Origin of the sequence: Chitinophaga agrisoli (assembly GCF_008386695.1) — a bacterium.
Taxonomy (GTDB): Bacteria; Bacteroidota; Bacteroidia; order Chitinophagales; family Chitinophagaceae; genus Chitinophaga; species Chitinophaga agrisoli.
In genome coordinates this window covers 2,708,372-2,732,381 of the sequence record NZ_VUOC01000004.1, presented here as the reverse complement: position 1 = coordinate 2,732,381, position 24,010 = coordinate 2,708,372, and the positions used below count along the sequence as shown (strand labels likewise).

The window sequence follows — 24,010 nt, the reverse complement described above, 5'->3', positions numbered from 1 at the left end:
CATATACGCGTTGATCAGAAAAACCATAGTTAAACCAAGGGGACATAGATTCTATTCATTCAAAAAAATTCCTATTATGAAAAAGCTGTTTTACTTATTGCCTATGCTGTTGTTTAGCCTGTACGCCCTGGCGCAGCAAAGGGCGGTTACCGGTACGGTGCAAAGCCGGCAGAACGGGGCGCCGCTACCCGGGGTAACGGTACAGTCGGGCAGTAACCATGCCATCACCAACAGCGAAGGCCGTTTTACCATACAGGCCGCTCCGGGCGATGTGCTTTCCTTCTCGTATATAGGCATGAAGCCGTTTACAGAAAAAGTGGGCAATAGCGAAACGCCCTTATCCATTCAGATGGAAGAAAACGCCACAGACCTGAACCAGGTAGTGGTGACCGGTTACCAGTCGCAAAAGAAAGCAGACCTCACCGGCGCCGTGGCGGTGGTGAATGTAAAAGAGATCAGGGATATACCGCTGGGCAACCCCGTAAAAGCTTTGCAGGGCCGCGTACCCGGGGTGTTTGTTACCACGGATGGTAATCCCAACAGCAACGCCACCGTAAGGATCAGGGGCGTTGGTACGCTGGGCAATAATGATCCCCTGTATGTGGTGGATGGGATACCCACCAAGCGGGGTTTACAGGAGCTGAACCAGAATGATATTGAATCCATACAGGTGTTAAAGGATGCATCTGCCGCTACCATCTACGGATCGCGTGCGGCGAACGGCGTGATCATCGTTACCACCAAAAGGGCCAAACAGGGGTACAGCCGTATTAATGTAGATGTGTCTTCCTCCCTGCAATACTATAATACCAAATTAAAAACACTGGATGCGGAGGGCCGTGGCCGCGCTTACTGGCAGGCTGCGGTAAATGATCATTCTGATCCTAATAACAACCAGATCTATCAGTATGACTGGAATGGGGACTATAATAACCCGGTGCTGAATAAGATCAATATGCCGGAGTTTATTGACGCTGCCAAAACCATGCATCCCGCCAATACGTATTGGTTTGATGAAGTAGCGCAAACCTCCCTGCTGCAGACCTATAATATATCCCTGGCCAATGGTGGTGAAAGAGGTAATTCTTTCTTCTCTGTTAGCATGTATAACAATAAAGGGATTGTAAAAGAAACCAACCAGCAAAAGATCACGGCGCGTTTTAATACAGATTATTCCTTTTTTAAAGGCCGTTTAAAGATCGGGGAAAACCTGTCCGCCTCTTATATAAAAGACGCGTTGGTACCTTTCTCTGATATCCTGTTTACCGCGCTGGTACAGCAACCGGTAGTGCCGGTGCATACGGTAAGCGGCGGCTGGGGCGGTCCTGCGCCCGGTATGACGGACCGTCAAAACCCCGTACGGTTGATAGAAGATAACAAACAGAATAAAAGCAATTTTGTACGGTTGTTTGGTAATGCCTTTGCAGACCTGGAGATCATTCCTAACCTGCACCTGAAAAGCAGCTACGGCATAGACTATAGCGGTACCTATCAACGTACTTTGCGCAAATCCTATACCTCCGGTTTCCTGGCAGATCCCAGCAACTATGTGCAAACCTACCAGGATTATAACGGTAACTGGGTATGGCAAAATACCCTTACCTATAACCTGGAGTTGCAGAAACACCGTTTTGATTTCCTGGCGGGTACAGAACAGATCAAATACCTGCAGCAGAATTTTACCGCCAGCCGCCAGGGTTATGCGCTGGAGAATATTGACTATGCTTACCTGAACGCCGGTTCCACCAACAAGGATAACACCGGCAATGGCAGCGGGTATACTTTGATGTCTTATTTCGGCAAGGTGAACTATGTGTATGATAACAAATACCTGGCGTCTGTAACCTTGCGCAGGGATGGTTCTTCCCGTTTTGGCAGCGATAACCGTTTTGGTATGTTCCCCGCGTTCTCATTGGGATGGCGGGTGAGCGAAGAGCCTTTTATTCAATCCAATCTGCCTTTCGTGTCAGATCTGAAGCTGCGGTATGGCTGGGGTAAAAGCGGTAACCAAGAAATTGCCAATAATGCTACTTATACATTGTACTCCGCTATTTACGGTATAGATCCCACCTGGGATTTTGATACCGGCAGCGCTTATGATCTGGGCGGTACTGGTACCGGTCAGCTGCCTTCTGGTTACACCTTAATACAGCAGGGCAATCCTTCCCTGAAATGGGAAAGCACCATGGAGTCTAATATGGGTATGGACTTTGGTTTGTTTGATAATAAACTGTCCGGTTCTGTGGATTATTTTATCAAAAAAACATCTGATATCCTCATCAGTCCTGCTTACCTGGCAGTGATAGGCGAAGGCGGTACCCGTTTTGCAAATGGCGCCTCTATGCAGAATAAAGGGCTGGAGATACTGTTGTCCTACAATGGTAACCTGGCGCCCGGACTGGGTTTTACGGTTACCGGTAACGTTGCCACCTATCGTAACAAGATCACCAAACTGCCGGAGGAAGTGCTTACTTCCTATCCAGGTAACGGACAGGATAAGACTATCCTGGGCCGTTCTATCAACTCCACCTTCGGTTATATAGCAGACGGGCTGTTCCGCTCCCAGAAGGAAGTAGATGAAGCGCCGGACCAGATAGGAAAAGGGGTAGGACGTATCCGCTATAAAGACCTCAACGGCGACCGGATCATAAACGATAAGGACCGCGACTATATAGGCAAGGGCGATCCGAATTTTACTTACGGCGTGAATGTATCGCTGGAGTATAAACATTTTGATCTGTCTTTCTTCTTCCAGGGGGTACAAGGCATACAGGTGTACAATACCTATAAAACGTATACAGATTTTGCTTCCATATGGCCCGGCACTAACTGGGGCTCCCGTACCCTGGATGCCTGGACGCCGCAGCATGCAGATGCTACTATTCCCGCGCTAACGCTGGTAGACCGTAATAATGAGAACAGGACCTCCACCTATTTCCTGGAGCCCGGTTCTTATCTGAAGCTGCGTAACCTGCAGCTGGGTTATAATTTCCAGCATCTGTTCAGCAAACGCCTGCAAACAGCACGGATATACCTGCAGGGCAGCAACCTGCTCACCTTTAAGAGCAAAAGCTTTACCGCCACTGACCCGGAGAATCCGAATAACGCGTATCCCATACCGGTGATAGGCACTATTGGCGTAAACCTTTCTTTCTAAAAACAGTAAACAGCAAGATCCATGAAACACATCAAATATATACTGATACTAGGCTGCATACTGCTGGGCGCCTGTTCTAAATTCCTGGACCAAACACCGCAGGGCGTTATCTCCGGCGATGACCTGAACTCGCCGGATAATGTGGAGAAGATGGTAACGGCCGCTTATGCCGCATTGGGCAATGATCATTATACCGCGCCATATTCCAGCATGTGGCCATATGGTAATATCCGCAGCGGCGACGCTTACAAAGGCGGTGATGGCGCCGGCGATATCAGCGATTTTCATTTTTATGAGACCTTTTCCCTGAACAGGATAGACAATGGCTCTACAGACCTGTTATGGTTCCGCCTGTATGTATGCATAGGCCGCGTAAATGACGCCCTGGCGCGTTTGAATGCCATTGGCGAAGATGTACTCCCCACCAAGGTAACACGGCAGGCGGAGATGCGTTTTCTGCGCGGGCATTATTATTTCCTGCTGAAGATACTTTTTAAGTATGTGCCTTATATAGATGAGACCATGCCTAAAGAGAGCTATGATACAATCTCCAACAACACGTATACTAACGATGCTTTGTGGACCAAGATCGCAGATGATTTCCGTTTTGCCGCCGGTAACCTGCCGGAAACACAAGCGGAAATTGGCCGCGTTAACAGATCCGCCGCAAAGGCCTATCTGGCTAAAACGCTGCTGTACCAGGCTTACAAGCAGAATGAGAGCAATGCTGTTACCAGTATTGACGCCACCCTGTTACAACAGGTGAACAGCCTCTGTGATGAGGTGATCGCCTCCGGCAAGTACCAGCTGGCCGCGGATTATTCTGCCAACTTCCTGCCATCCGGCGATAATGGGAAGGAATCTGTATTTGCCATCCAGTACTCCAAAGGGGATGGTACGCCCAAAGGCAGGCTGGATTACGGGCATGCGCTGGACTATCCCATGAACCAGGACTATGGCTGCTGCGGCTTTCATTCCCCCAGTAATAACCTGGTAAACGCGTTTAAAACGGATGTTAATGGCCTGCCCCTGTTTACTACGTTTAATGATACCAATGTTTCCAGTGAGGCGGATTTCCATACCAACAGCTTTGACCCGCGCCTGGACCACACCGTGGCCATACCGGGCCATCCGTACAAATATGATCCGGCCTTTATTTACCAGCGCTCCTGGGCCCGTGCGCCGGAAGTATATGGCAGCTATTTAAGCCTGAAGGAAGCGGTGCTGCCCGGCGATGCTACTTTTCAGAAGATACCTCCTTTTATGAGCAGCTCCAAGAACTGGGCAGTGATACGGTATGCGGATGTGCTGCTGTTTAAGGCAGAAGCATTGATAGAGCTGGGCCGGCAGAACGAAGCCCTGCCCCTTATTAACCAGTTGCGTACCCGGGCCGCTGCCAGCACAGGTTTGCTGAAGCAGGCCGGTGGCGCTTTTACCTCCAACTATAAAATGGGCACTTATCAACCCGGTATTAACTGCACCTGGACGCAGGATTTTGCCCGGCAGGCCATGCGCTGGGAGCGCCGGTTGGAGTTTGCCATGGAAGGCTATCGCTTTTTTGACCTGGTACGCTGGGGTATAGCGGCAGAATACCTAAATGCTTATTTTACCGTAGAGAAAACACGCAGCGCCCACCTGCAGGACGCCAAATTCCAGAAAGGAAGGGATGAGTACCTGCCCGTGCCGCTTAACCAGATCAACTTCAGTAAAGGATTATACCACCAGAACACAGGTTGGTAAAACGTCATTTTTATAAATAATAAGCAGATGATGAAACACGGATTATCTATACTGTTAGCAGCTTTTTTATGGCCTTGCCTGGCCGGCGCGCAGGAAACGTCTGTGCCTACGCCGCAATGGCGGCCGGTATACCATTTTACGCCGAAAAAGAACTGGACCAATGACCCTAATGGGCTTATTTACCTGAATGGAGTTTATCACCTCTATTACCAGCATAACCCCTTTGAGAACAAATGGGGCCATATGAGCTGGGGACATGCCACCAGTAAGGATCTGCTGCACTGGCAACACCTGCCGGTAGCCATACCGGAAATGGTGGGAAAAGATACCACTACCTGGATCTTTTCCGGATCCGCCGTATGGGACGAGCACAATACCAGCGGCTTTGGCAAAAACGGTAAAGGCCCCATTGTGGCTATTTACACGGCAGACCAGCCCAAACAGCAAAAAGAATCGCAGTTTATTGCCTATAGTAACGACGGGGGCCTTTCTTACACCAATTATACCGCTAACCCGGTAGTGGACCTGCATAAAAAAGACTTCCGCGATCCCAGCGTGATATGGTTGCCGGAGCAGCGTTACTGGTTAATGACAGTAGCGGTGCCGCATGAGCATAAGGTGCAGTTCTACAGCTCGTCCAACCTAAAAGAGTGGACGCTGCTCAGTGAATTTGGCGACCAGGGCGATACCCGTAAAATATGGGAATGCCCTTCCCTTACACCGCTGCCGGTAGATGGCGACCAAACCAGGAAGAAATGGCTGCTGATGGTATCTTCCGGTAACCCGGATGCTGCTACCGGTATGCAGTATTTTGTTGGTGATTTTGACGGTAAAACATTTAAGAATGATTACCCGGCGGATAATAAACAGTTTGTAGACTATGGGCCTACGTTTTATGCCGCCATCCCTTATAATCACCTGCCCGGCAACCGGCAAACCATGCTGGGCTGGCTGATGCCGTTTAAAACGGACACCTGGCCCTGGCGCGGACAGATGTCCATAGCAAGGGATCTGATGCTGAAACAGACCGGTGAGGGCGTAAAGCTGTACCAGCAGCCTTCAGCCGTGCTGTATCCTGCACTGGATAAACTGCCGGCTGCAAAGAAAATGGTAAAACAATCGCTTACAGTTGAGGACAAAGTGATACCGCTGAACACTACCCGCCAGTTTAACGGTAACGCCAACTGGATAGAGGCGGAATTTGCGGTAGGCGCCGCGGCAGAAACTGGTTTTAAGTTGGCGCAGAAGAATGGGAATGGTACGGTAGTGGGGTATAATACCCAACGTAATGAGCTGTATGTTAGCCAGGAAGAGAATGGCCAGCTGACCGGCCACCTGCAGAAGCTCACCGTACAACCGGTGGATGGTAAGATAAAACTGCAGGTGTTATTGGACAAATCATCCCTGGAAGTGTTTGTGAATGATGGCGCGTACGTGCTTACCACGCTTATTTTCCCGGATAAGGACGCCACCGGGCTGGCTGTTTATGCAAAAGGCAAGGCGCAGGTAAATAACCTCAAAGGATGGGATCTTATGCCCTAGCGCCTTGTCTTAAAACTTAGTTCCTATTCAGTAAGCCACCAGCGGCTATACTGTTGTGCGGGATTTATGCTGGCCGGTTCGCCGATCATAGGGGTAGCAATTTGTACCTGCTGCGCGGCAGGGCTGGCCAGCACCCTTTTTATAGACTCGTTCCAGGGATGGTAGGCCAGGGTGAATTTGCCCCAATGCACCGGCAGCAGCATTTTGGCCCGCAGGTCTAGGGCCGCCTGCGCGGTTTCTTCCGGCATCATATGTATATGGGGCCAGTGCGGGTTATACTGGCCGCATTCCAGCACCGCCATATCAAAAGGACCGTACTTTTCGCCAATGGTCTTGAAATGAGTATCATACCCGGAATCGCCGCCAACAAAAATGCGGTGCCCATAGATCTCCAATACAAAAGACGCCCATAATGATACGCCGCGGCGCAGGCCCCTGCCGGAGAAGTGGCGCGCAGGCGTAGCGGTAAGGGTAATGCCGGGCAGGGGCTGTTCCGTTTCCCACCAATCCATTTCAGTAATGAGGTTGCCATCCACTCCACAACCGGCAATGTTACCGCCTACGCCCAGCGGCGTATACCAGGCCTTTGCTTTGTTTTTTAGCTGTGTGATGGTCTTACGGTCCAGGTGATCGTAGTGGTCATGGGTAATGATCATCAGGTCTATATCCGGCATATCATCCGCTGTGTAGGCATGCGTAACCGGGTAAGCCTTGATAAGGCCCGGAACCGGGGCCAGGGAGCTGCTGAAAACAGGATCTACCAGTATATTCGTGCCTTTGCAGTGAATAAGGTAAGAGGAGTGCCCAAACCAGGTAATAACCGGCGTATCTGAGTACAGCGCCCGCAGGTCTGTTTTTATGCTGGGCAGGGGATAGGACGGCGTAACATTGGCCGGTTTGCGGAAGTATTCCCGCAGCAAACGCCCAAAAGAAACCCCCTCTGCCGTAACAGCGGTGGGGGAAAGGTTCTCGAACCGGTTATTCTTGTAATTACTGGAACTGGCCAGCGAACGCCATTGTTTTTTTATCATAGTATGCGCCATATTATACAACAGAAGACGATCCTCCTGTATATATATTCTTTAAAGATCTGTTAAAATGGAAATATTACCAGCATACAAAATTTACCTACCTTGCCGGCAAACAGTAATGAACAATGAGCAAAACAGCTATCAGGGTCATTATCACCGGTACTACCGGTATGGTAGGCGAGGGCGTACTGCATGAGTGTTTGCAGAACCCGTTAGTGGATGAGGTGCTGATCATTAACCGTAAACCCCTTGGCGTAACCCACCCTAAGTTAAGGGAGATCATTCACACAGACTTTTATAACCTTAGCGCTATAGAACGGGAGCTGGCCGGTTTTGACGCCTGTTTCTTTTGCCTGGGCGTTTCGTCCGTAGGTATGAATGAACCGGCATACACCAAAGTCACCTATACCCTCACCATGCATGTGGCGGAAACCCTGAGCCGGCTGAATGCGGATATGATCTTTTGTTATGTGTCCGGTGCGGGCACAGATAGCACGGAAAAAGGCCGCAGCATGTGGGCACGGGTAAAAGGCAAAACGGAGAATGATCTGCGGCGCCTGCCCTTTAAAAAGGCGCATGCGTTCAGGCCCGGGTTTATAAAACCTACGGAAGGGCTTACCCGCACGCATCGTTTTTATAAATACATTAACTGGATGTACCCTATTGGCCGGGCCATTTATCCTAATGGTTTTTGTACCCTGCGCGAGCTGGGGCTTTCTATGATACATGTGGTGAGCAGGGGCTGTGATAAGGATATTATCACGGGGAAGGATATTATACAGCTGGCGAAGGTGTAGCTGCTTTTTTATACATTTACACCTCTTATGTTATTAACGATCACTACGACCCACCCGCCCGCATCTGATCTTAGCTATCTGCTGCATAAACATCCTGGCAAAGTACAACAGGTGGAGATATCCGGAGGCATTGCGCACGTTTTCTATCCGGAGGTATCCGCAGAGAAATGTACCATCGCGCTGCTGCTGGATATTGATCCCATAGGACTGGTACGCCGCAATAACGGGCCTGCCGGTAATGAGTTTGCCCTGGAGCAGTATGTGAATGACCGCCCCTATGTGAGCAGCTCCTTTATGAGCGCTGCCATTGTAAAGGCTTTTTCTACCGCCATGAATGGCCGTTGTAAGGAAAAACCGGAGCTGGTGAACGTAGCCATGCCTTTTGAAATAAGCCTGGATGTATTGCCGGTCAGGGGTGGAGAAAAAGTACTGCAGGAGTTGTTTGTCCCGTTGGGCTATAGTATAGAAAGCACCCGCCATATTATAGATCCCGCTTTTCCCTCCTGGGGCGAAAGCCGTTACTTTAGCGTAAAGCTGCGCAATACCCTTACCGTGCAACAGCTGCTGTCGCATTTGTATATACTCATACCCGTATGTGATAATGATAAACACTACTGGGTAGGCCGGAATGAAATAGAGAAGCTGCTGGAAAAAGGACAGGCCTGGCTGCCCCAGCACCCTGCCCGGGAACTGATCACCGTCCGTTATCTTAAACATCAGAAAAGCCTGGCCAACGAAGCGCTGGAAATACTGCTGAAGGATGAAAGCACGGTGCTGGAAGAAGAAGCGCCCCTGACCACTGAACGGAAAATAAGGGTACATGACCTGCGGCTGCAAACCGTGTTAGAGGAACTGCAGCAAACTGGCGCCAAACGGGTGGCTGATCTTGGTTGTGGAGAAGGCAAGCTGTTACGCCTGTTGCTGGGCGCAAAACAATTTGAGTTTGTGCTGGGCATGGATGTAAGTTATCATGCACTGGAAATAGCAAAGGACCGGCTAAAGCTGGACCGCCTGCCAGCTAACCAGCAGCAGCGGATACAGCTGATCCATGGCTCGCTTACCTACCGCGATAAACGCCTGGAAGGGTTTGACGCCGCTGTGCTGGTAGAGGTGATCGAGCACCTGGACCCGCCCCGTTTGGCAGCGCTGGAGAAAACAGTTTTCCGCTTTGCAAAACCGCGTATAGTGATCATTACCACGCCTAATGCGGAATACAATATTAAGTTCCCGGACTATGAAGCCGGACAGTTCCGCCATAACGACCACCGTTTTGAGTGGACCCGGCAGGAGTTTGCCGCCTGGGGCGACCAGGTAGCCGCTGAACATGCATACACCGTTATTTATAAACCTGTAGGGGAAGAAGACCCTGAGACCGGCGCACTGACACAGATGGCCATCTTTACAAGGAATTGAGGATATGTTACGAGATCAAACCCACATCCATATACCTGAGTTTGCACTGGTAGTCTTAATAGGCGCATCCAGCTCCGGTAAATCCAGTTTTGGGCGCAAACATTTTAAGCCCACGGAAATAGTATCATCAGACGCCTGCCGCGGTATGGTAAGTGATGATGAGAACAGCCTGACAGCATCTGATGACGCCTTTGACCTGGCGCGTTTTATCACCGCCAAACGCCTCAAAAAAGGGCTGCTGACCGTGATAGACGCTACTAATGTACAGCCGGAGGCCCGTAAGGATTGGGTACAGCTGGCCCGCGAATACCATGTACTACCGGTGGCCATTGTGCTGAACATGCCGGAAAATGTATGCGAGCAACGGAATGCGCTGCGTACAGACAGGAACCTGGGCAAACATGTGATCCCGAACCAGGTATCCCAGTTGAAACGTAACCTTAAAAAGCTGAAGCTGGAAGGCTTCCGGCACATCTTTGAATTCCGCAGCCCGGAGCAGGCAGATGCCGTACAGGGTATTATACGCGACAGGTTATACAACAATAAACAGGAAGAACAGGGACCTTTTGATCTCATTGGCGATGTGCATGGCTGCTACGATGAGTTGGTTAGCCTGTTGCAGACACTGGAATATGAAAATACAGACGACGTATGGCAACACCCCGCCGGCAGAAAGGCCGTATTTGTAGGCGACCTGGTGGACCGTGGCCCTAAAACACCTGCCGTACTACAGTTGGTGATGAATATGGTAAAAGCTGGTACGGCTTTTTGCGTGCCGGGCAACCACGATATAAAGCTGTTGAAATGGCTGAATGGCAAAAACGTACAGTTGACCCATGGCCTGGAGGAATCTATCACACAGCTAATGGAGCACCCGGCTGCTTTCCGGGAAGAGATAAAGATCTTTTTGGATGGGCTTATCAGCCATTATGTATTTGATGGCGGCAAGCTGGTAGTAGCGCATGCCGGCTTACGGGAAGAAATGCAGGGCAGGGGATCCGCCCGGGTGCGGGAGTTTTGCCTGTATGGGGAAACCACGGGTGAGACAGATGAATTTGGGCTGCCTGTGCGTTACAACTGGGCATCAGAATATAAAGGAAGCGCCATGGTGGTATATGGCCATACACCTGTGCCGGAAGCGCAGTGGTTGAACCGCACCATAGATATTGATACCGGCTGCGTGTTTGGCGGCAAATTAACGGCGCTTCGTTACCCCGAAAAGGAACTGGTAAGCGTGCCCGCGCTGCACACCTATAGCAAGCCGGTAAGGCCTTTATTACCGCCGGTTGTCCACACTACCAGCCTGCAGCAGGAGTTTGATGATGTGCTGGACATTAGCCAGTTCCTGGCCAAACAGATCGTGACCACTAACTATGGCCATAACATTACCATCCGCCAGGAGCATGCTATTGCAGCGCTGGAAGTGATGAGCCGTTTTGCCATCAACCCTAAATGGCTTATTTACCTGCCGCCTACCATGAGCCCTGCGGAAACCAGTAAGCTGGAAGCCTACCTGGAATATCCGGCGGAGGCATTTGATCATTTCCGCAAAGCAGGCGTTACGCAGGTGGTGTGTGAGGAGAAACACATGGGCTCCCGCGCCATTGTAGTGGTAGGGAAAAATGAAGCGGCCATTACAAAGGCATTTGGTATAACCAATGAAGGCATAGGCACGGTATATACCCGTACCGGCCGCGCCTATTTTACTGATAAAACGCTGGAGCAGGCATTTCTGCAACGGATAAACGAAGCGCTGGAGCGCGCCGGCTTTTATGAGCAGTTTGAAACAGACTGGGTATGCCTGGATACGGAGCTGATGCCCTGGAGCGCTAAGGCTCAGAGCCTGCTGGAAACACAGTATGGCCTGGTAGGCGCCGCGGCTATCCATGCGCTGCACGCTACGGTCAACAGCCTGGAGCACACCGTTGCATCTATACCGGAAGCGGGCGTTCTGCTGGAAAAATATACTACCCGGCAGCAACAGGTAGCGCAGTATATTAAAGCTTACCAGCAATACTGCTGGCCGGTGAACAGCCTGGATGATTACAAACTGGCGCCTTTCCATATACTGGCCACTGCTGGTAAAACCTGGACGGATAAGGACCATGCCTGGCATATGGAGGCCATCCGGCAGTTGTGCGCCGCAGATCCGGCATTCCTGCTGGCTACGCCCTATAAAGTAGTAGACGTGCAGGACCCGCAGCAGGTACAGGAAGCCACGGATTGGTGGCTGCGGCTTACGGAGAGCGGAGGAGAGGGAATGGTAGTAAAACCTTTCCAGTTTATCCATCGGAACGGGAAAGGGCTTACACAGCCTGCTATTAAGATAAGAGGCCGGGAATACCTGCGGATCATTTACGGGCCTGAATATACTTTCCCGGAGCATTTGCGCCGTTTAAAGGAAAGAGGGCTGTCTGGTAAGCGCTCCCTGGCTTTACGCGAGTTTGTGCTGGGGTTGGAAGGGTTACAGCGTTTTGTTAATAAGGAGCCGTTGCAACGGGTACATGAGTGTGTATTTGGGGTGCTGGCATTGGAAAGTGAGCCGGTAGATCCCAGGTTGTGAGGCGTTTACTGGAAAAATTTGTCTATCTCGTTGGAGTTCAGGATATTTACCTGACTCAAAATATACCCTTATATCATGAATGATACCAGATTGCCCCGTTTGAAAGAACTCTATTCCCAATTTCAGACAGATGAATTTTTCCGGCAAAGACAGAACCAATTGCCGATGGCCCCGATCTTCAAAGATATTATCAGCGAGACATTACGTAATGAGCCTCTGCTAAGCAAGCATTTGACCGGATTTATACAGATGTTTAAAATCGGGGTATCTGATCAGGTATTTGACAGATATTTGATACAGAATATACCCGATCCCGAGGTTCACCGGCCATTATTGGAAGGTGCTTACGCCGTGGGTGAAGACGGTCTTACAGGAGCTGGCTTAAGTGCTATTAGAGATCTGAGTCAAGACGAGCTAAATAGTGTGAAAACTTTCCTGGAAAAGGCATTTCATATTAGGGAAATAGGAGATGCGGTAACACTTTGCAGCGAATTTGATGTGCTTAATATCCCACTTGTTAAAAAAGGGATATACTCTCCATGGTTATACTATATTAATCCTACTTTATTCCCTATTATCAATAGATCCCACACTACTTTCCTTACATGGATGGAGATACCGGATAACTACCCGGATTGTATAGCCGCTTTTAATAAAATAAAAGCCCAGTTGAATATACCTGATCTAGGGTTGTTAGATGCATTTGCTCACAAATTCAGCGGAGATGAACCAGGTGTACTACCTATATCATTTAATTTGAATGGCCAACGTCTGTTCAAGATATCACATGGTATCCTGGTAAAGGAAAGCAGATTTTATAAGAATGAACCAGCGGCCGTTTTGGAGGGAAACAATTGGATAGCGATCAATAGGTATACCAGGAAACAGCAGGGCGATAATTTTCTTAATGTAGCAGCAATTGGCGATATTGTATATCTGTGTTATGGTGGGGACCGGATCAATTGCATCGGCCGGATTACATCTGAAGTAAAAGAGTTCGATGAAGCGACCGCAGAGATGTTTGGTGATGAAGGAGAGGATTGGGTGTACCGGGAAATAGAACCTATTTTTTCTCCCATTGATACAGATATAAGTGATCTCAAATCATTCCGCTATGCCAGTATGCCCAGTGGCAATTCCACTTTTTGGCAAATGCGGCCACATGATCTTTCCTTTTTAAACGAAAAATTATTTATTCCAAAGTTTAATGTGCAGATGATCTCAGGTGATGCTGCCGTGGATACCGATAATAAGATTGAGGTAAAGCCCATAATAAATGCAAAGCAAATGAATAAAAATACCATCTTATATGGACCGCCAGGTACAGGCAAGACCTACAATACTATTTTCTTTGCAGTGTCTGCTATAGAAGGAATTGAAGTTGCTGTTCTTAAAGAAGAGGGGATGGCGTCCGTAAGATCACGATACGACAATTATGTCCGTGAGGGACGGATCATATTTACAACGTTTCACCAGAGCATGGGATACGAGGATTTTATAGAAGGAATTAAACCCCTGCCTCCGGAAAATGGGGAAGCTCAAATAAGGTATCGGACTGTTGATGGGATTTTTAAAAGACTTTGTACCGAGGCTGCGTTCAATATAGCTGTTAACCAGGATACAGAGGCCAGAGACAGCCTAAATAGTTTTGAATATTCCTACAATCAATTTGTTGATAGTATAGAGGACCGGTTATCAAAGGAGTCCCCCATGTATCTAAAAACAAAAAATGGTAGTAATATAATTGTGGAAGGTGTAACAGATCATGGTAATATACAGGTGAAGCACAAGGCTGAAGGCCGATCCTATACCGTTTCAAAAAAGCGGTTAAATGTTTTATATATGGCTTTCCCTGTGTTGGAAGAAATTGAAAATATTAATGATGAGTTCCGCGCGGAAATAGGGGGAAACAATTCCTCTACATATTGGGCTGTGCTCAACGAAATAAAAAAGATTGCCAATTCTGCTACTGAGATTCCCGAAGAGAAGTATGATTACGACGATAAAAAGCAGCTGATAAAATGGATGGAACCGGGACCATTTCCGGAGGGCGATCAACAAGCATATGTAATTATTATTGATGAAATAAATAGAGGAAATGTTGCGCAGATATTCGGAGAGTTAATCACATTACTCGAAGAAGACAAAAGGCTTGGCGAGAAAACAGCAATCACCGCAACATTGCCTTATTCCGGAGAGCAATTTGGCGTACCACCTAATTTGTTTGTATTAGGAACGATGAATACGGCCGATAGAAGTGTGGAAGCGCTGGATACTGCATTAAGAAGACGTTTTTCCTTTATACCGCAAATGCCGGATGAATCATTACTTACTACCGTTGAGGGGATAGATCTGGGGCTGATGTTGTCCGCCATCAACAAACGGCTAAGAGTATTAAAGGATAATGATCATACAATAGGGCATGCGTGGTTGTATGAAGTTAATAATTTGCAAAATCTTAAAAGAGCATTTGGTAATAAAATACTGCCACTTTTGCAGGAATATTTCTATAATGATTATGAGAAATTGGGATTAGTACTGGGAAATGGCTTTTTTAGGAGCGTACAACCAGTTTCTGATTCCATTTTTGCAAAGTTTACGGGTGCGGAGTCATTAGCTAGTGAATACGAACAATCCTGGCAATACGAGTTAAAACGGGCTGATGACCTTACTGCAGGAGATTTTCTTTCTTTATACGCCTACTAGATGAACGTATGATTAAGAACCAGTGTATACAGGTATTTGAACACCAGCAGCTAAATATCAATGAGCAGGGGTTTACACGGTCTCATTGGGAAAAACTGGGATGGTACAACCATAAGTATGGCGGCCGTTTTTTTACGCTCACGCCTAAAGGCGTAAAGTTCAGTCACTATGTGGGAGTAATACAGGTGGGGAACATCAGTATAGAAATTCTGCCTAAGGTTGGACGGGAAGGAGACGAAACAAATAAGGAAATATGGCAGCGGGTATTAATTGATATGTTACAGGAATGTAATTGGATGCGCGTACATAGCAACGAAAATGCAGCATTAAAATTAAAGTCTAATAGTATACTTGAAGCATATCTGGAAATATTTATTCAGGAATGTGAAGTCCTTTTGCGCGAAGGGTTGGTGAAAAAATACAGAACGATACAGGGTAACAGCAGCAGCCTCAAAGGAAAGCTGCTTTTTTCGCAACAGATACGGAAAAATTCCATTCACCAGGAGCGAAGCTTTACGCAATACCAGGTATTTGATCTGGAAAATATTTTTAATCAGATACTGTTAAAAGCAATACGTATAATACCCGGTATTAGTCAACACCCGCTGTTAAATGACCGGGTTTACAATCTGCTACTATCGTTCCCCGATTTACAGGATGTGCGTGTGACCCATGATACATTCAGTAAGCTTCTGTTTGGACGTAAAACGGCTAGATATAAACAAGCTGTAGAGATTGCCATTATGTTGCTACTCAATATGCGACCGGATATCAGTAATGGCCATCATCATGTGTTAGCTATCTTGTTTGATATGAATGAGCTTTGGGAGGAGTATATATATCGTCAACTGCGGAAGCAGCAGACAAAAGACTTTTGGGTTGCCGGCCAGGAATCACGGCATTTCTGGCTGTCAGATGATGATGTGTTTGTGAAAAGAATCCGGCCGGATATTGTGATTACAAATAACTCAAATAATAAGGCGCTTATATTGGATACCAAATGGAAAGTACTTTTCCATAATATACCTGCAGATGGAGATCTTAAACAGATGTATGTATATAACGACTATTGGAAAAGCAACAGTGCTTTTTTAGTATATCCAACACTTTTGTATGTGCCCGAGTTGACCGCTTACATGGGTTCTTTTGGCAAAATAGAAACCAGGACTGCAATGCATAACTGTGGTATACTGAAGATATCCGTTTTAGATAATGATGGTAAATGTTTGGACAGAGAACTAGGAAAAAAGCTGTATAATTATCTATCTAAATTATTTAACTAATGACTTTGTGGAAGTCATTACACCCCCAGCGCGCTTTCACTCACCTCTTCAAACTCCGCCGCAGCGGCGCCACACAGCGGGCAGCCAAAGCTGGCAGGTAATGCGTTAAAGCTGGTACCTGGCGTTATCCCTTGTGCGGTTTCTCCCAGCGTTTCATCATACACACTCAGGCATTGGCGGCATTGGTGCACCGTACGCTCCGGCGGTTTTACCGGTATCAGCGCCTGGCGGCTGCTAACAAAATCCTGCAGGGTGTTTGTTTCGCTGGCTTTTTCGTAAAACTCTTTGCACAGCGATACTAAGTAAGGCCCCAGATGCTCCTTGGCTACCTGTTCCCTGAAAAGCAGCAGGGTAGCTGAGTTAGGGTTAAAGCCCTGGGTGTATAGTATATCATACCGCTGCATGTATTTAAGCTTGCTGCCGTGTTTATTCTCCTGTTTGCGGATGACCACGGAGCCGAACTGTCCCGTGGTATGTTCCAGCCGCACATTAAAACAAAGCCCGTAAGTGCGTACATCTGCAATGTCGAAATGCCGGATAATATGGCGTTTCAATACCAGCCCATCTTCAGAGTTTTCTTCTACCTGCCAGTTCAGCTCATTGGCGGCATGGCGTACATTAATACGGAATTTGCCCAGCGTATAATCCCACAATGAGCGGTGCGCAGGGTCGATACTTTTTATGATGATGGTTTTCCAGGGCGTGGCGTAGAGCTGGCCTGTTCTGGTTTCCAGGCAAATGGCGCATACATCCTGCAGGAATTCCAGCGGATAAAATTCATCACGGCGGTAAATGCCCAACCAGTAGCCGTTGTTATAACGGTTAAAGCCTTCGTAATAGGGAAGATGGAAAGAAGGCAATTCCAGCTCATGTGAGATAGGGCGGCCCATATAACTAATGCGGGCGGCAGTTTGAGCATGCAGGTTATCCGGACCGGCGTATCCTTTTTGCAGTAATGTCTCTATGGTTTGGCTTACCCGGCCAATATCGTTGGTATATACCAGGTCCGGCCAGGCCAACAATTTGTCTGTACCAGGAAAGCGCACAAACAGGCGCCAGTAATGCGCATGTTCAGAGGTGATCCAGTTAATATGCCCGGTAAAAAAGGGCACAAAGGTTTGCTGGCTATCGCAGATATTGACTTTTAGTGCGGGGGTATAATCAAATAGGTCAAACACATCTTTATACACGCCCTCGCTTAACCAGCTGTCTGTAATAAAGATGCCGGCGGCGGGGTAGGAGCTGGTAATGTTAGGGCAAACCTCCGGTTCATAGAAGTTGATCTTCTGCTGCCTGCAATCTGTGCTGAACTGTTTAAAATATTGCACCGGCACATCTATCAGCAGTTGCTGGCGCAGCCCAAAGCGTACGGCGCTAACGCCGGCTGCTGCGGCTATGCGGAGCAGTTCCTGCAGGTAACCGGGGGAGATGATGCCGCCGGTAAAGTTGATGCTGACCGTATGTATTTTCCTGCCCATAGTTTTATAGTTATGCGATCGTTTCCTGCAACGGCTGCGGTTGAATGAGCTTGGTAACGGCCGTTGCTTTCAGCGCCTTATCAAGTATGGCTTTTACCTCTGGCCGGCAGCTGCCGCAGCCCAGGCCTGCGCCTGCCGCTTTGCAAAGCCCTTCCAGCGTGGTATGGCCTTCTTTTATGTGTTGGATAATATTGCCTTCACCCACATTGCCGCAGGAGCATACCAGCGGCCCTACCACGGGCGCGGCTTTTTTGCCGGAACGTAGTAGCTCCAGCCTTTTCTCGCTCAGCTCCATATTGTTTTGCATCAGTTCCCGGAACTCCGCAAATTCTGATTTGTCACCAATAAGGATAGCGCCCATCAACCGGTCGTTATGGATGATGCATTTTTTATAATAACGTTTGGCTTTGTCAATGAATACTACCTCTTCATAGGCCGGGTCATCCGGCGTATGTACCATGCCCAGGGAGCAAATGTCTGTGCCATGCATCTTTAATATGTTCATGAATACAGACCCCTGGTAGTAGCTGCTGATATCGCCGCAAAGGTAGCGGGATACGATGGCGGCCTGCTGCTCTGCGGCGGCGGTAATGCCGTACAGGGTGCCGTTGAACTCCGCTATCTCTCCTATGGCAAAGATGTGCGGGTCGCTGGTTTGCAGGTATTCATTCACCACTACGCCGCGTTTGCAATCCAGGTGTATGGCTTCTGCCAGTTGGGTGTTGGGCGCGGTGCCTATAGCTATTACCACGGCCTGGCAGGCAATCTGGCGGCCGCTTTTAAGCTGTATGCCTTCCAGTTTTTCCTTGCCGGTAAAACGGGCTATTTCATCGTTATAACAGATCTCTATGTTACGGTCTGTGAGCTCTTCAAAGAGCAGCTGGCAGCCCAGGGCGTCCAGCTGCCGGTCCATGAGGCGAGAGGTACGGTGTATGACGCCTACTTCTATACCCATTTCGCGAAGCGAGGCCGCCAGCTCTATGCCCAGCAGGCCCCCGCCCACGATCATTACCTTGCCTTGCTGCGGGTCTATGTGCTGCATAAAGGCGTCTGCATCCTGCCGGTTGCGCATGGTAAAAATGCCTTTCATGGGCGGCATATCCTTTAATGTAGCGGCCCGGCTGCCCGTGGCCATGATCAATACATCGTAAGGATGCTGCCTGCCCAGGCTATCGGTCACTGTTCTTTTTTCCCGGTCTATATGGGTGATGCTTATGCCCTGGTGCAGGGTAATGTTGGCGTCTGCGGCTTCCTCCTGCGACATTTTTACCAGCTGCTGCCAGGATTGTGTACCGCTGATATAATCCGGCAGCATTACGCGGTTGTAAAAAGGCAGGGCCTCTTTGCTGAATACGGTTATCTCATCTGTGTTATTTAAAACGCGGTGTTCCTTTACAAAACCGCAGGCGCCTGCTCCGGCGCCTATCACTACAATGCGCTGGAAAGGCTTTTTATAGCGCTGCACCTGTACGGCGGCAAACTTCAGGTCTGGCTGTTTGGAGATAGGATCAATAAGGGCATGCGTAATATTATTGGCGCGGTGCAGATCGTTCTGCAGGATCTTACCCCAGTGCATAGGCAGGAAGACTACGCCTTTTTTAATACTGGCGCTAAGTTTAGCTTTCACGCGTACGCTGCCCTGGGCGTTGAAGATCTCTACTATATCATCCTGCGCTATATGCCGCTGGCGCGCATCATCCGGGTGTATTTCCAGGAAGGCGTTGGCAATATGCTGTTTCAGTTTATTCACCTTGCCGGTCTTGCTCATGGTATGCCACTGGTCGCGGATACGGCCGGTGGTGAGGATCAGCGGGTGGGTGGGCGAAATGGGCGCAGAGGTATTACCATCGTCAAAAGAGTGTATGATAGCTCTGGAGGAAGGCGTATAGAATTGATGATCTGTGAAAAGCCGGGCAGTGCCGGTATGTGCTGTATCTTTTGGATAAGGCCATTGTACGCTGCGTTGGGCCTGCAGGGTGGCATAATCCAGGCCGCTGATATCTATATGGGTACCTGCGGTAAGGCGGCAATGCTCCGCATAGATCTCTGCGGCGGACTGATAATTGAAGCCATGATAGCCCATTTTTTGCGCAAAGCGGCAAGTGATCTCTGCATCCGGCAGCGCTTCGCCGGGTGCGTTGGTGATCTTATGCAGGTAGCTGATACGGCGTTCCGCGTTGGTCATGGTGCCTTCTTTTTCCGCCCAGGCCGCGGCGGGGAATACCACATCCGCATAACGGAGGGTTTCCGGTTTATTGGATATTTCCTGTACTACTACAAAGCGTGCTTTCTGTAAGGCCGCTTCTGCGCGGCGTACATCCGGCAGGCTTACCAGCGGGTTGGTGCCGGTGATCCAGATAGCTTTGAGGCGGCCGTCTTCCAGGGCTTCCACCATTTCTGTGGCGGTAAATCCCGGTTTGGGTGAGATGGTGGCGCCACCCCAGAAGGCCTGCACTTCTGCGCGGTGTTGCGGGTTATCCAATACCCGGTGGGCCGGCAGCAGGTTGGCCAGGCCGCCTACTTCGCGGCCACCCATTGCGTTGGGCTGCCCGGTTAAGGAAAAAGGTCCGCTGCCCGGCCGCCCTATATGGCCGGTGATCAGGTGCAGGTTGATCAGGCTCAGGTTCTTGCGCACGCCTACGGCGCTTTGGTTAAGGCCCATGGTCCACATGGATATGAAACCTTTGGCCTGCGACATATAAGCGGCTGCCTCGCAGATAGCGGCTTCTGTTATGCCGCAGATGGCGGCTGCTTCTGCTATACTGCGTTGCATTACGGCCTCCCGGTAAGTGGCAAAACCTTCTGTATGTTGTTGTATAAAACGATTGTCGGTGTAATTATTTTCTATGAGCCAGCGGCCCAGGGCATGATGTAAAACAATGTCTGTGCCCGGGTTTAGCTGCAGGTGTACATTGGCTATGGAGCAGGTTTGGGTAGCGCGGGGATCGCTGACGATGATCTTTAGCGCGGGGTTGGCGGCCCTGGCGGCTTCTACCCGCCGCCATAAGATAGGATGGCACCAGGCGGGGTTAGCGCCTGCTACAAAAATACAGTCTGCCAGTTCTATATCATCATAACAACCCGGTACGGCATCTTCTCCCAGCGCCATTTTATAGGCGGCTACCGCACTGCTCATGCACAGGCGGGAATTGGTATCTATATTATTGCTGCCAATAAAACCTTTCATCAGTTTGTTCAGCACATAATACTCTTCTGTAAGGCATTGGCCGGAGGCATAGATGGCAACCGCATCCGGGCCATATTGCGCAATAAGCGTACGGAACACGGCGGCGGTGCGGTCCAGCGCCTGGTCCCAGCTAACCCGCTGCCTGGCCATCTGGCGGTTGTAGCGCATTTCCGGGTATAGGAGGCGATCGCTGGTATCCATTACCGTATAGTGCAGGTTCATTCCCTTGGAGCATAACATGCCCCGGTTCACCGGGTGATCCTTATCGCCGCTTACCTGTAACCTGCCCTGCCTGTCCTGTTGCACCACTATGCCGCAGCCTACTCCGCAATAGCAACAGGTTGTCTTAAATGATGCCTGCATCCCTCTGGTTTGTTATGACTGTAAAGAATCAATCTGCCAGCGCTACCTGTACGCCCCGTACAGCCGGCTGTTTAGCGGCGCCTTTGGTAAAGCTGGTGATCATCACTATCACCGCTACTGCTATAATAATATAGCCTATGTATGTAAAGGCCTGTATGTAAGTTATGTGCTCAGACTTAAACAGGAAACCGAAGAGCATGCCGCCCAGGTTGCCGCCTGCGCCAACAATACCACTTACCAGGCCTACATTTTTTTCATTTATAAAAGGCACAATGCCATAGGTGGCCCCGTTGGCCATTTTCAGGAACAAGGCAAACACCAGCATGGCAATAATGGCTGGTACCAGCGCATTGGCCTGTGCAAACACCAGCAGGCCGGCGCCTTCCAGCAATAACATCAAGGCCAGTAAACGGCCCTTGCCTTTCATGCCTGCTTTAGCGCCTGCCTTGTCAGAAACAATGCCGCCCAGGGCGCGGGCAAATAGGTTCATGGAACCAAATACGCCTGCCCATAAACCGGCATTGCTTTGCGAAAGGTGGAAGGAGTCTACAAAATGCAGGGAAGCCACATTATCAAAAGTGATCTCCATGCCAAAACACATGGCATAGGCCAGGGTAAGCGCCCATATACGCCAGTCTGCGAGTACGGACCAATCCGTTTTGCCTTTGGCGCTATCGCGGTTTATTTCGTTATAGTTGCCGGCCGGCGTATCCTTTGTATAACGGTAGTATAAGAAAGCTACCAGTAGCATCATTACCCCGGGCAAGATCATGGCATAGCGCCAGGCCTCGTGTTTGGTGTAGCCAAAACCTACGATAGCGGCAAATATGAGCGGCATTACCATATTGGTGACGCCGCCGCCCAGGTTACCCCATCCACCGGTAATAGCATTGGCAGTGCCTTTAATGGCCGGCGCAAACATCATGGAGGTATGGAACTGCGTGATCACAAAGGAGGCGCCTATCACGCTGATGGCTAACCGGAACAGCAGGAAGCTGGTATAATCTTTTGAGAGCCCCACCAGGAACACCGGCAGGGAGCCGGCCAGCAGCAAACGTATAGCCGTTTTGCGCGGCCCCCAGGTATCACAGAGCTTGCCTATGATGAGACGGGCTATGATAGTACCGGATACGGAGGCAATAATGATATTGCCCACCTGGTTTTTTGTAAGTGACAGGTCCTCGCGGATGGTGGGCATAAGCGGGGCCAGTCCGAACCAGCCAAAGAAGCACACAAAGAACATCAGCCAGGTGATGTGGAAGCTGCGCATCTGTATCGTGTTCAGGCTAAAGAGCCTGAGTTGTTGTAATGGTTGTTGGTTGTTTATTAAAGCCATACTAAAAGTTTTAAGGGTGAAACAGGAATGAGGGCCGTATGCTGATCATCAGGTAGGCCCAGTTACTGTTGCTTTTGGCGTCTGGTATGTTCTTTACGCCGGCGGCTGCTAATGAATTGGTGTTCCAGAAATGACTGTAACCGCCTTCAAAAGAGATTATGGACGTGAGCGTGAAGGTGGCCGTAAGATCTGCTTCTGTTCCAAAACGGCGGGTAGGCGCGGTTTTGCCGTCTGCCACAGGCAGGGTGCTGGCGCTGAAGAACTCATGCGCATCTGCCTGTAATACCCATTTGTTACCTGCTTTTAGTTTTGTTTTAATGTAATAATCCTGTAATCCCCTGTTGCCAAAACCGCTGGCTACATAGAAGTAGTCCATATTGCCCCAGAATTTATGCGGCGTGCCGTAGAGCGGATCAAAGGCATGGCTCTTGTTACCGCTGCTGCCACCGGAGGTATAATCTACGCCAGCGCCTGCGCTAAAGGAACGGGTGAGGGCGTATTGGAAAGCGGCAGATAATAAACCTGCGCTCAGTGATTGTCCATCGCCGTTTTTGCCAAACTGGTAATAAGCGGCGCCGGTAAGTGTGATACGTTGAAAAGTATTATTGAAGTACAGACCCGTGGTCATGCGGTTATAAGTAGGCCCTTCCCAGGTCTTTACCGGTAGATTGTTTATGCTGTCTGTATGATAGCGGGAGAACTGATCTGCCATGAAGAGAAAGGATACATTGCCCTGTGCCAGCTTTTTACCGGCATAGAGGTATTGCATGCTCTTATAACTGTTACCGCCATTGGTGTTGCCGGTATAGTTGCCGGGCGCCGTAGGATCGTAGATGGTACCTGCGGCGTTCTCCTTGTTCTGGTTGAATGCGCCGGCAACGTGTAGCATCCAGCTGTCTTGTTCGTATTTCAGTACCACTGCATCGTGGCGGCGGCCCTGTTGCAACCAGTCCAGATTGCCCAGCAGGCGGGAGTCGTCATACATCAATTCCTGCCTGCCTATCTTTACGGACAGGCGTTGGCGGTGTGAGGAGGTATCTGTAAGCAATATATCTGCCCAGGCCTCATGCAGCAGCAGGCCATTGTTGTTGGCGGTGGTGGTGCGGTTAATGGTGGAGGCGTCCTGGCCCCAAACGCGTACATCCTGCAGGGTAATGCCTAATTGAATACGGTAAGCGCTAAAGCCGGCGCTGAGGCGGGTACGTTGAGAGGTGAATATGGCGGGATCTGCTCCTTTAGGGAGGGGAGCGCCCTGCCCATCGCGTAGCTCTGTACGTGTCCGTAGCTGTGCGCCTATGGATAACTGTCCGTAAGCGGGCTGTAACCAGGCACAGAAAAGTAGTACGGGAGTTCCGCCAAGGAACATTTTTTTCATGTATCTTGGGTTTGATTTTAAAATGATGCCAATCACGTT

General features: G+C 49.4%; 13 protein-coding genes. 8 read left to right on the top strand and 5 right to left on the bottom strand.

The genetic code is table 11. The features are described 5' to 3' along the window. Positions 1-76 precede the first annotated feature (76 nt). Genes F0L74_RS29920 through F0L74_RS29910 form a run of 3 tightly spaced genes read left to right on the top strand, consistent with a single transcriptional unit; the run spans position 77 to position 6,439 of the window. On the top strand, positions 77-3,157 hold the full coding sequence (locus F0L74_RS29920) for a SusC/RagA family TonB-linked outer membrane protein (protein ID WP_213087108.1): 3,081 nt from the start codon (positions 77-79) through the stop codon (positions 3,155-3,157). A gap of 21 nt (positions 3,158-3,178) precedes the next feature. Then, entirely contained in the window at positions 3,179-4,897 is a 1,719-nt protein-coding gene (locus F0L74_RS29915) for a RagB/SusD family nutrient uptake outer membrane protein (RefSeq protein ID WP_149841552.1), read from the top strand. A gap of 27 nt (positions 4,898-4,924) precedes the next feature. Further along, the gene (locus F0L74_RS29910; protein WP_149841551.1) at positions 4,925-6,439 is read left to right on the top strand and encodes a glycoside hydrolase family 32 protein; all 1,515 of its coding nucleotides are present in this window, start codon (positions 4,925-4,927) and stop codon (positions 6,437-6,439) included. Between the two features lie 23 nt (positions 6,440-6,462). Here F0L74_RS29910 and F0L74_RS29905 read toward each other — a convergent pair whose 3' ends face one another. After that, positions 6,463-7,470, bottom strand: a complete 1,008-nt coding sequence (locus tag F0L74_RS29905; protein WP_246197856.1) for an MBL fold metallo-hydrolase — start codon at positions 7,468-7,470, stop codon at positions 6,463-6,465. A 125-nt stretch (positions 7,471-7,595) separates the two neighbouring features. Here F0L74_RS29905 and F0L74_RS29900 point away from each other — a divergent pair, with 125 nt between their 5' ends. From F0L74_RS29900 to F0L74_RS29880, 5 genes are all read left to right on the top strand, one after another. After that, positions 7,596-8,267 (top strand): NAD-dependent epimerase/dehydratase family protein, encoded by a 672-nt coding sequence (locus F0L74_RS29900; protein WP_149841550.1) that lies wholly within the window; start codon positions 7,596-7,598, stop codon positions 8,265-8,267. Positions 8,268-8,294: 27 nt separating this feature from the next. After that, positions 8,295-9,680 carry a 3' terminal RNA ribose 2'-O-methyltransferase Hen1 gene (locus tag F0L74_RS29895; RefSeq protein WP_149841549.1) on the top strand — a complete coding sequence of 462 codons (1,386 nt, stop codon included), beginning with the start codon at positions 8,295-8,297 and terminating at the stop codon, positions 9,678-9,680. 4 nt (positions 9,681-9,684) lie between these two features. Next, positions 9,685-12,243 carry a polynucleotide kinase-phosphatase gene (locus F0L74_RS29890; protein WP_149841548.1) on the top strand — a complete coding sequence of 853 codons (2,559 nt, stop codon included), beginning with the start codon at positions 9,685-9,687 and terminating at the stop codon, positions 12,241-12,243. A gap of 75 nt (positions 12,244-12,318) precedes the next feature. Next, positions 12,319-14,949, top strand: a complete 2,631-nt coding sequence (locus tag F0L74_RS29885; protein WP_149841547.1) for an McrB family protein — start codon at positions 12,319-12,321, stop codon at positions 14,947-14,949. Positions 14,950-14,957: 8 nt separating this feature from the next. Further along, positions 14,958-16,232: an McrC family protein gene (locus tag F0L74_RS29880; RefSeq protein ID WP_149841546.1), complete on the top strand. Its 1,275-nt coding sequence runs from the start codon at positions 14,958-14,960 to the stop codon at positions 16,230-16,232. Positions 16,233-16,249: 17 nt separating this feature from the next. Here F0L74_RS29880 and F0L74_RS34190 read toward each other — a convergent pair whose 3' ends face one another. The 4 genes from F0L74_RS34190 to F0L74_RS29860 are packed head-to-tail and all read right to left on the bottom strand — an operon-like array spanning position 16,250 to position 23,971. Further along, positions 16,250-17,710, bottom strand: coding sequence for a rubredoxin (locus tag F0L74_RS34190; RefSeq protein WP_149841545.1), 1,461 nt, complete (start codon positions 17,708-17,710; stop codon positions 16,250-16,252). A gap of 10 nt (positions 17,711-17,720) precedes the next feature. Next, entirely contained in the window at positions 17,721-21,260 is a 3,540-nt protein-coding gene (locus F0L74_RS29870; protein ID WP_149841544.1) for a nitrate reductase, read from the bottom strand. Between the two features lie 28 nt (positions 21,261-21,288). Continuing rightward, positions 21,289-22,596, bottom strand: a complete 1,308-nt coding sequence (locus F0L74_RS29865; protein WP_149841543.1) for an MFS transporter — start codon at positions 22,594-22,596, stop codon at positions 21,289-21,291. Positions 22,597-22,606: 10 nt separating this feature from the next. After that, positions 22,607-23,971: an alginate export family protein gene (locus tag F0L74_RS29860; RefSeq protein WP_149841542.1), complete on the bottom strand. Its 1,365-nt coding sequence runs from the start codon at positions 23,969-23,971 to the stop codon at positions 22,607-22,609. Positions 23,972-24,010 lie beyond the last annotated feature (39 nt).

Excerpts from the sequence above, each read along its gene's own strand:
- F0L74_RS29890 (WP_149841548.1), top strand. The coding sequence starts at position 9,685 with ATGTTACGAGATCAAACCCACATCCATATACCTGAGTTTGCACTGGTA.
- F0L74_RS34190 (WP_149841545.1), bottom strand. The coding sequence starts at position 17,710 with ATGGGCAGGAAAATACATACGGTCAGCATCAACTTTACCGGCGGCATC.
- F0L74_RS29860 (WP_149841542.1), bottom strand. The coding sequence starts at position 23,971 with ATGAAAAAAATGTTCCTTGGCGGAACTCCCGTACTACTTTTCTGTGCC.
- F0L74_RS29870 (WP_149841544.1), bottom strand. The coding sequence starts at position 21,260 with ATGCAGGCATCATTTAAGACAACCTGTTGCTATTGCGGAGTAGGCTGC.
- F0L74_RS29900 (WP_149841550.1), top strand. The coding sequence starts at position 7,596 with ATGAGCAAAACAGCTATCAGGGTCATTATCACCGGTACTACCGGTATG.
- F0L74_RS29915 (WP_149841552.1), top strand. The coding sequence starts at position 3,179 with ATGAAACACATCAAATATATACTGATACTAGGCTGCATACTGCTGGGC.
- F0L74_RS29880 (WP_149841546.1), top strand. The coding sequence starts at position 14,958 with ATGATTAAGAACCAGTGTATACAGGTATTTGAACACCAGCAGCTAAAT.
- F0L74_RS29895 (WP_149841549.1), top strand. The coding sequence starts at position 8,295 with ATGTTATTAACGATCACTACGACCCACCCGCCCGCATCTGATCTTAGC.
- F0L74_RS29865 (WP_149841543.1), bottom strand. The coding sequence starts at position 22,596 with ATGGCTTTAATAAACAACCAACAACCATTACAACAACTCAGGCTCTTT.
- F0L74_RS29920 (WP_213087108.1), top strand. The coding sequence starts at position 77 with ATGAAAAAGCTGTTTTACTTATTGCCTATGCTGTTGTTTAGCCTGTAC.
- F0L74_RS29910 (WP_149841551.1), top strand. The coding sequence starts at position 4,925 with ATGATGAAACACGGATTATCTATACTGTTAGCAGCTTTTTTATGGCCT.
- F0L74_RS29905 (WP_246197856.1), bottom strand. The coding sequence starts at position 7,470 with ATGATAAAAAAACAATGGCGTTCGCTGGCCAGTTCCAGTAATTACAAG.
- F0L74_RS29885 (WP_149841547.1), top strand. The coding sequence starts at position 12,319 with ATGAATGATACCAGATTGCCCCGTTTGAAAGAACTCTATTCCCAATTT.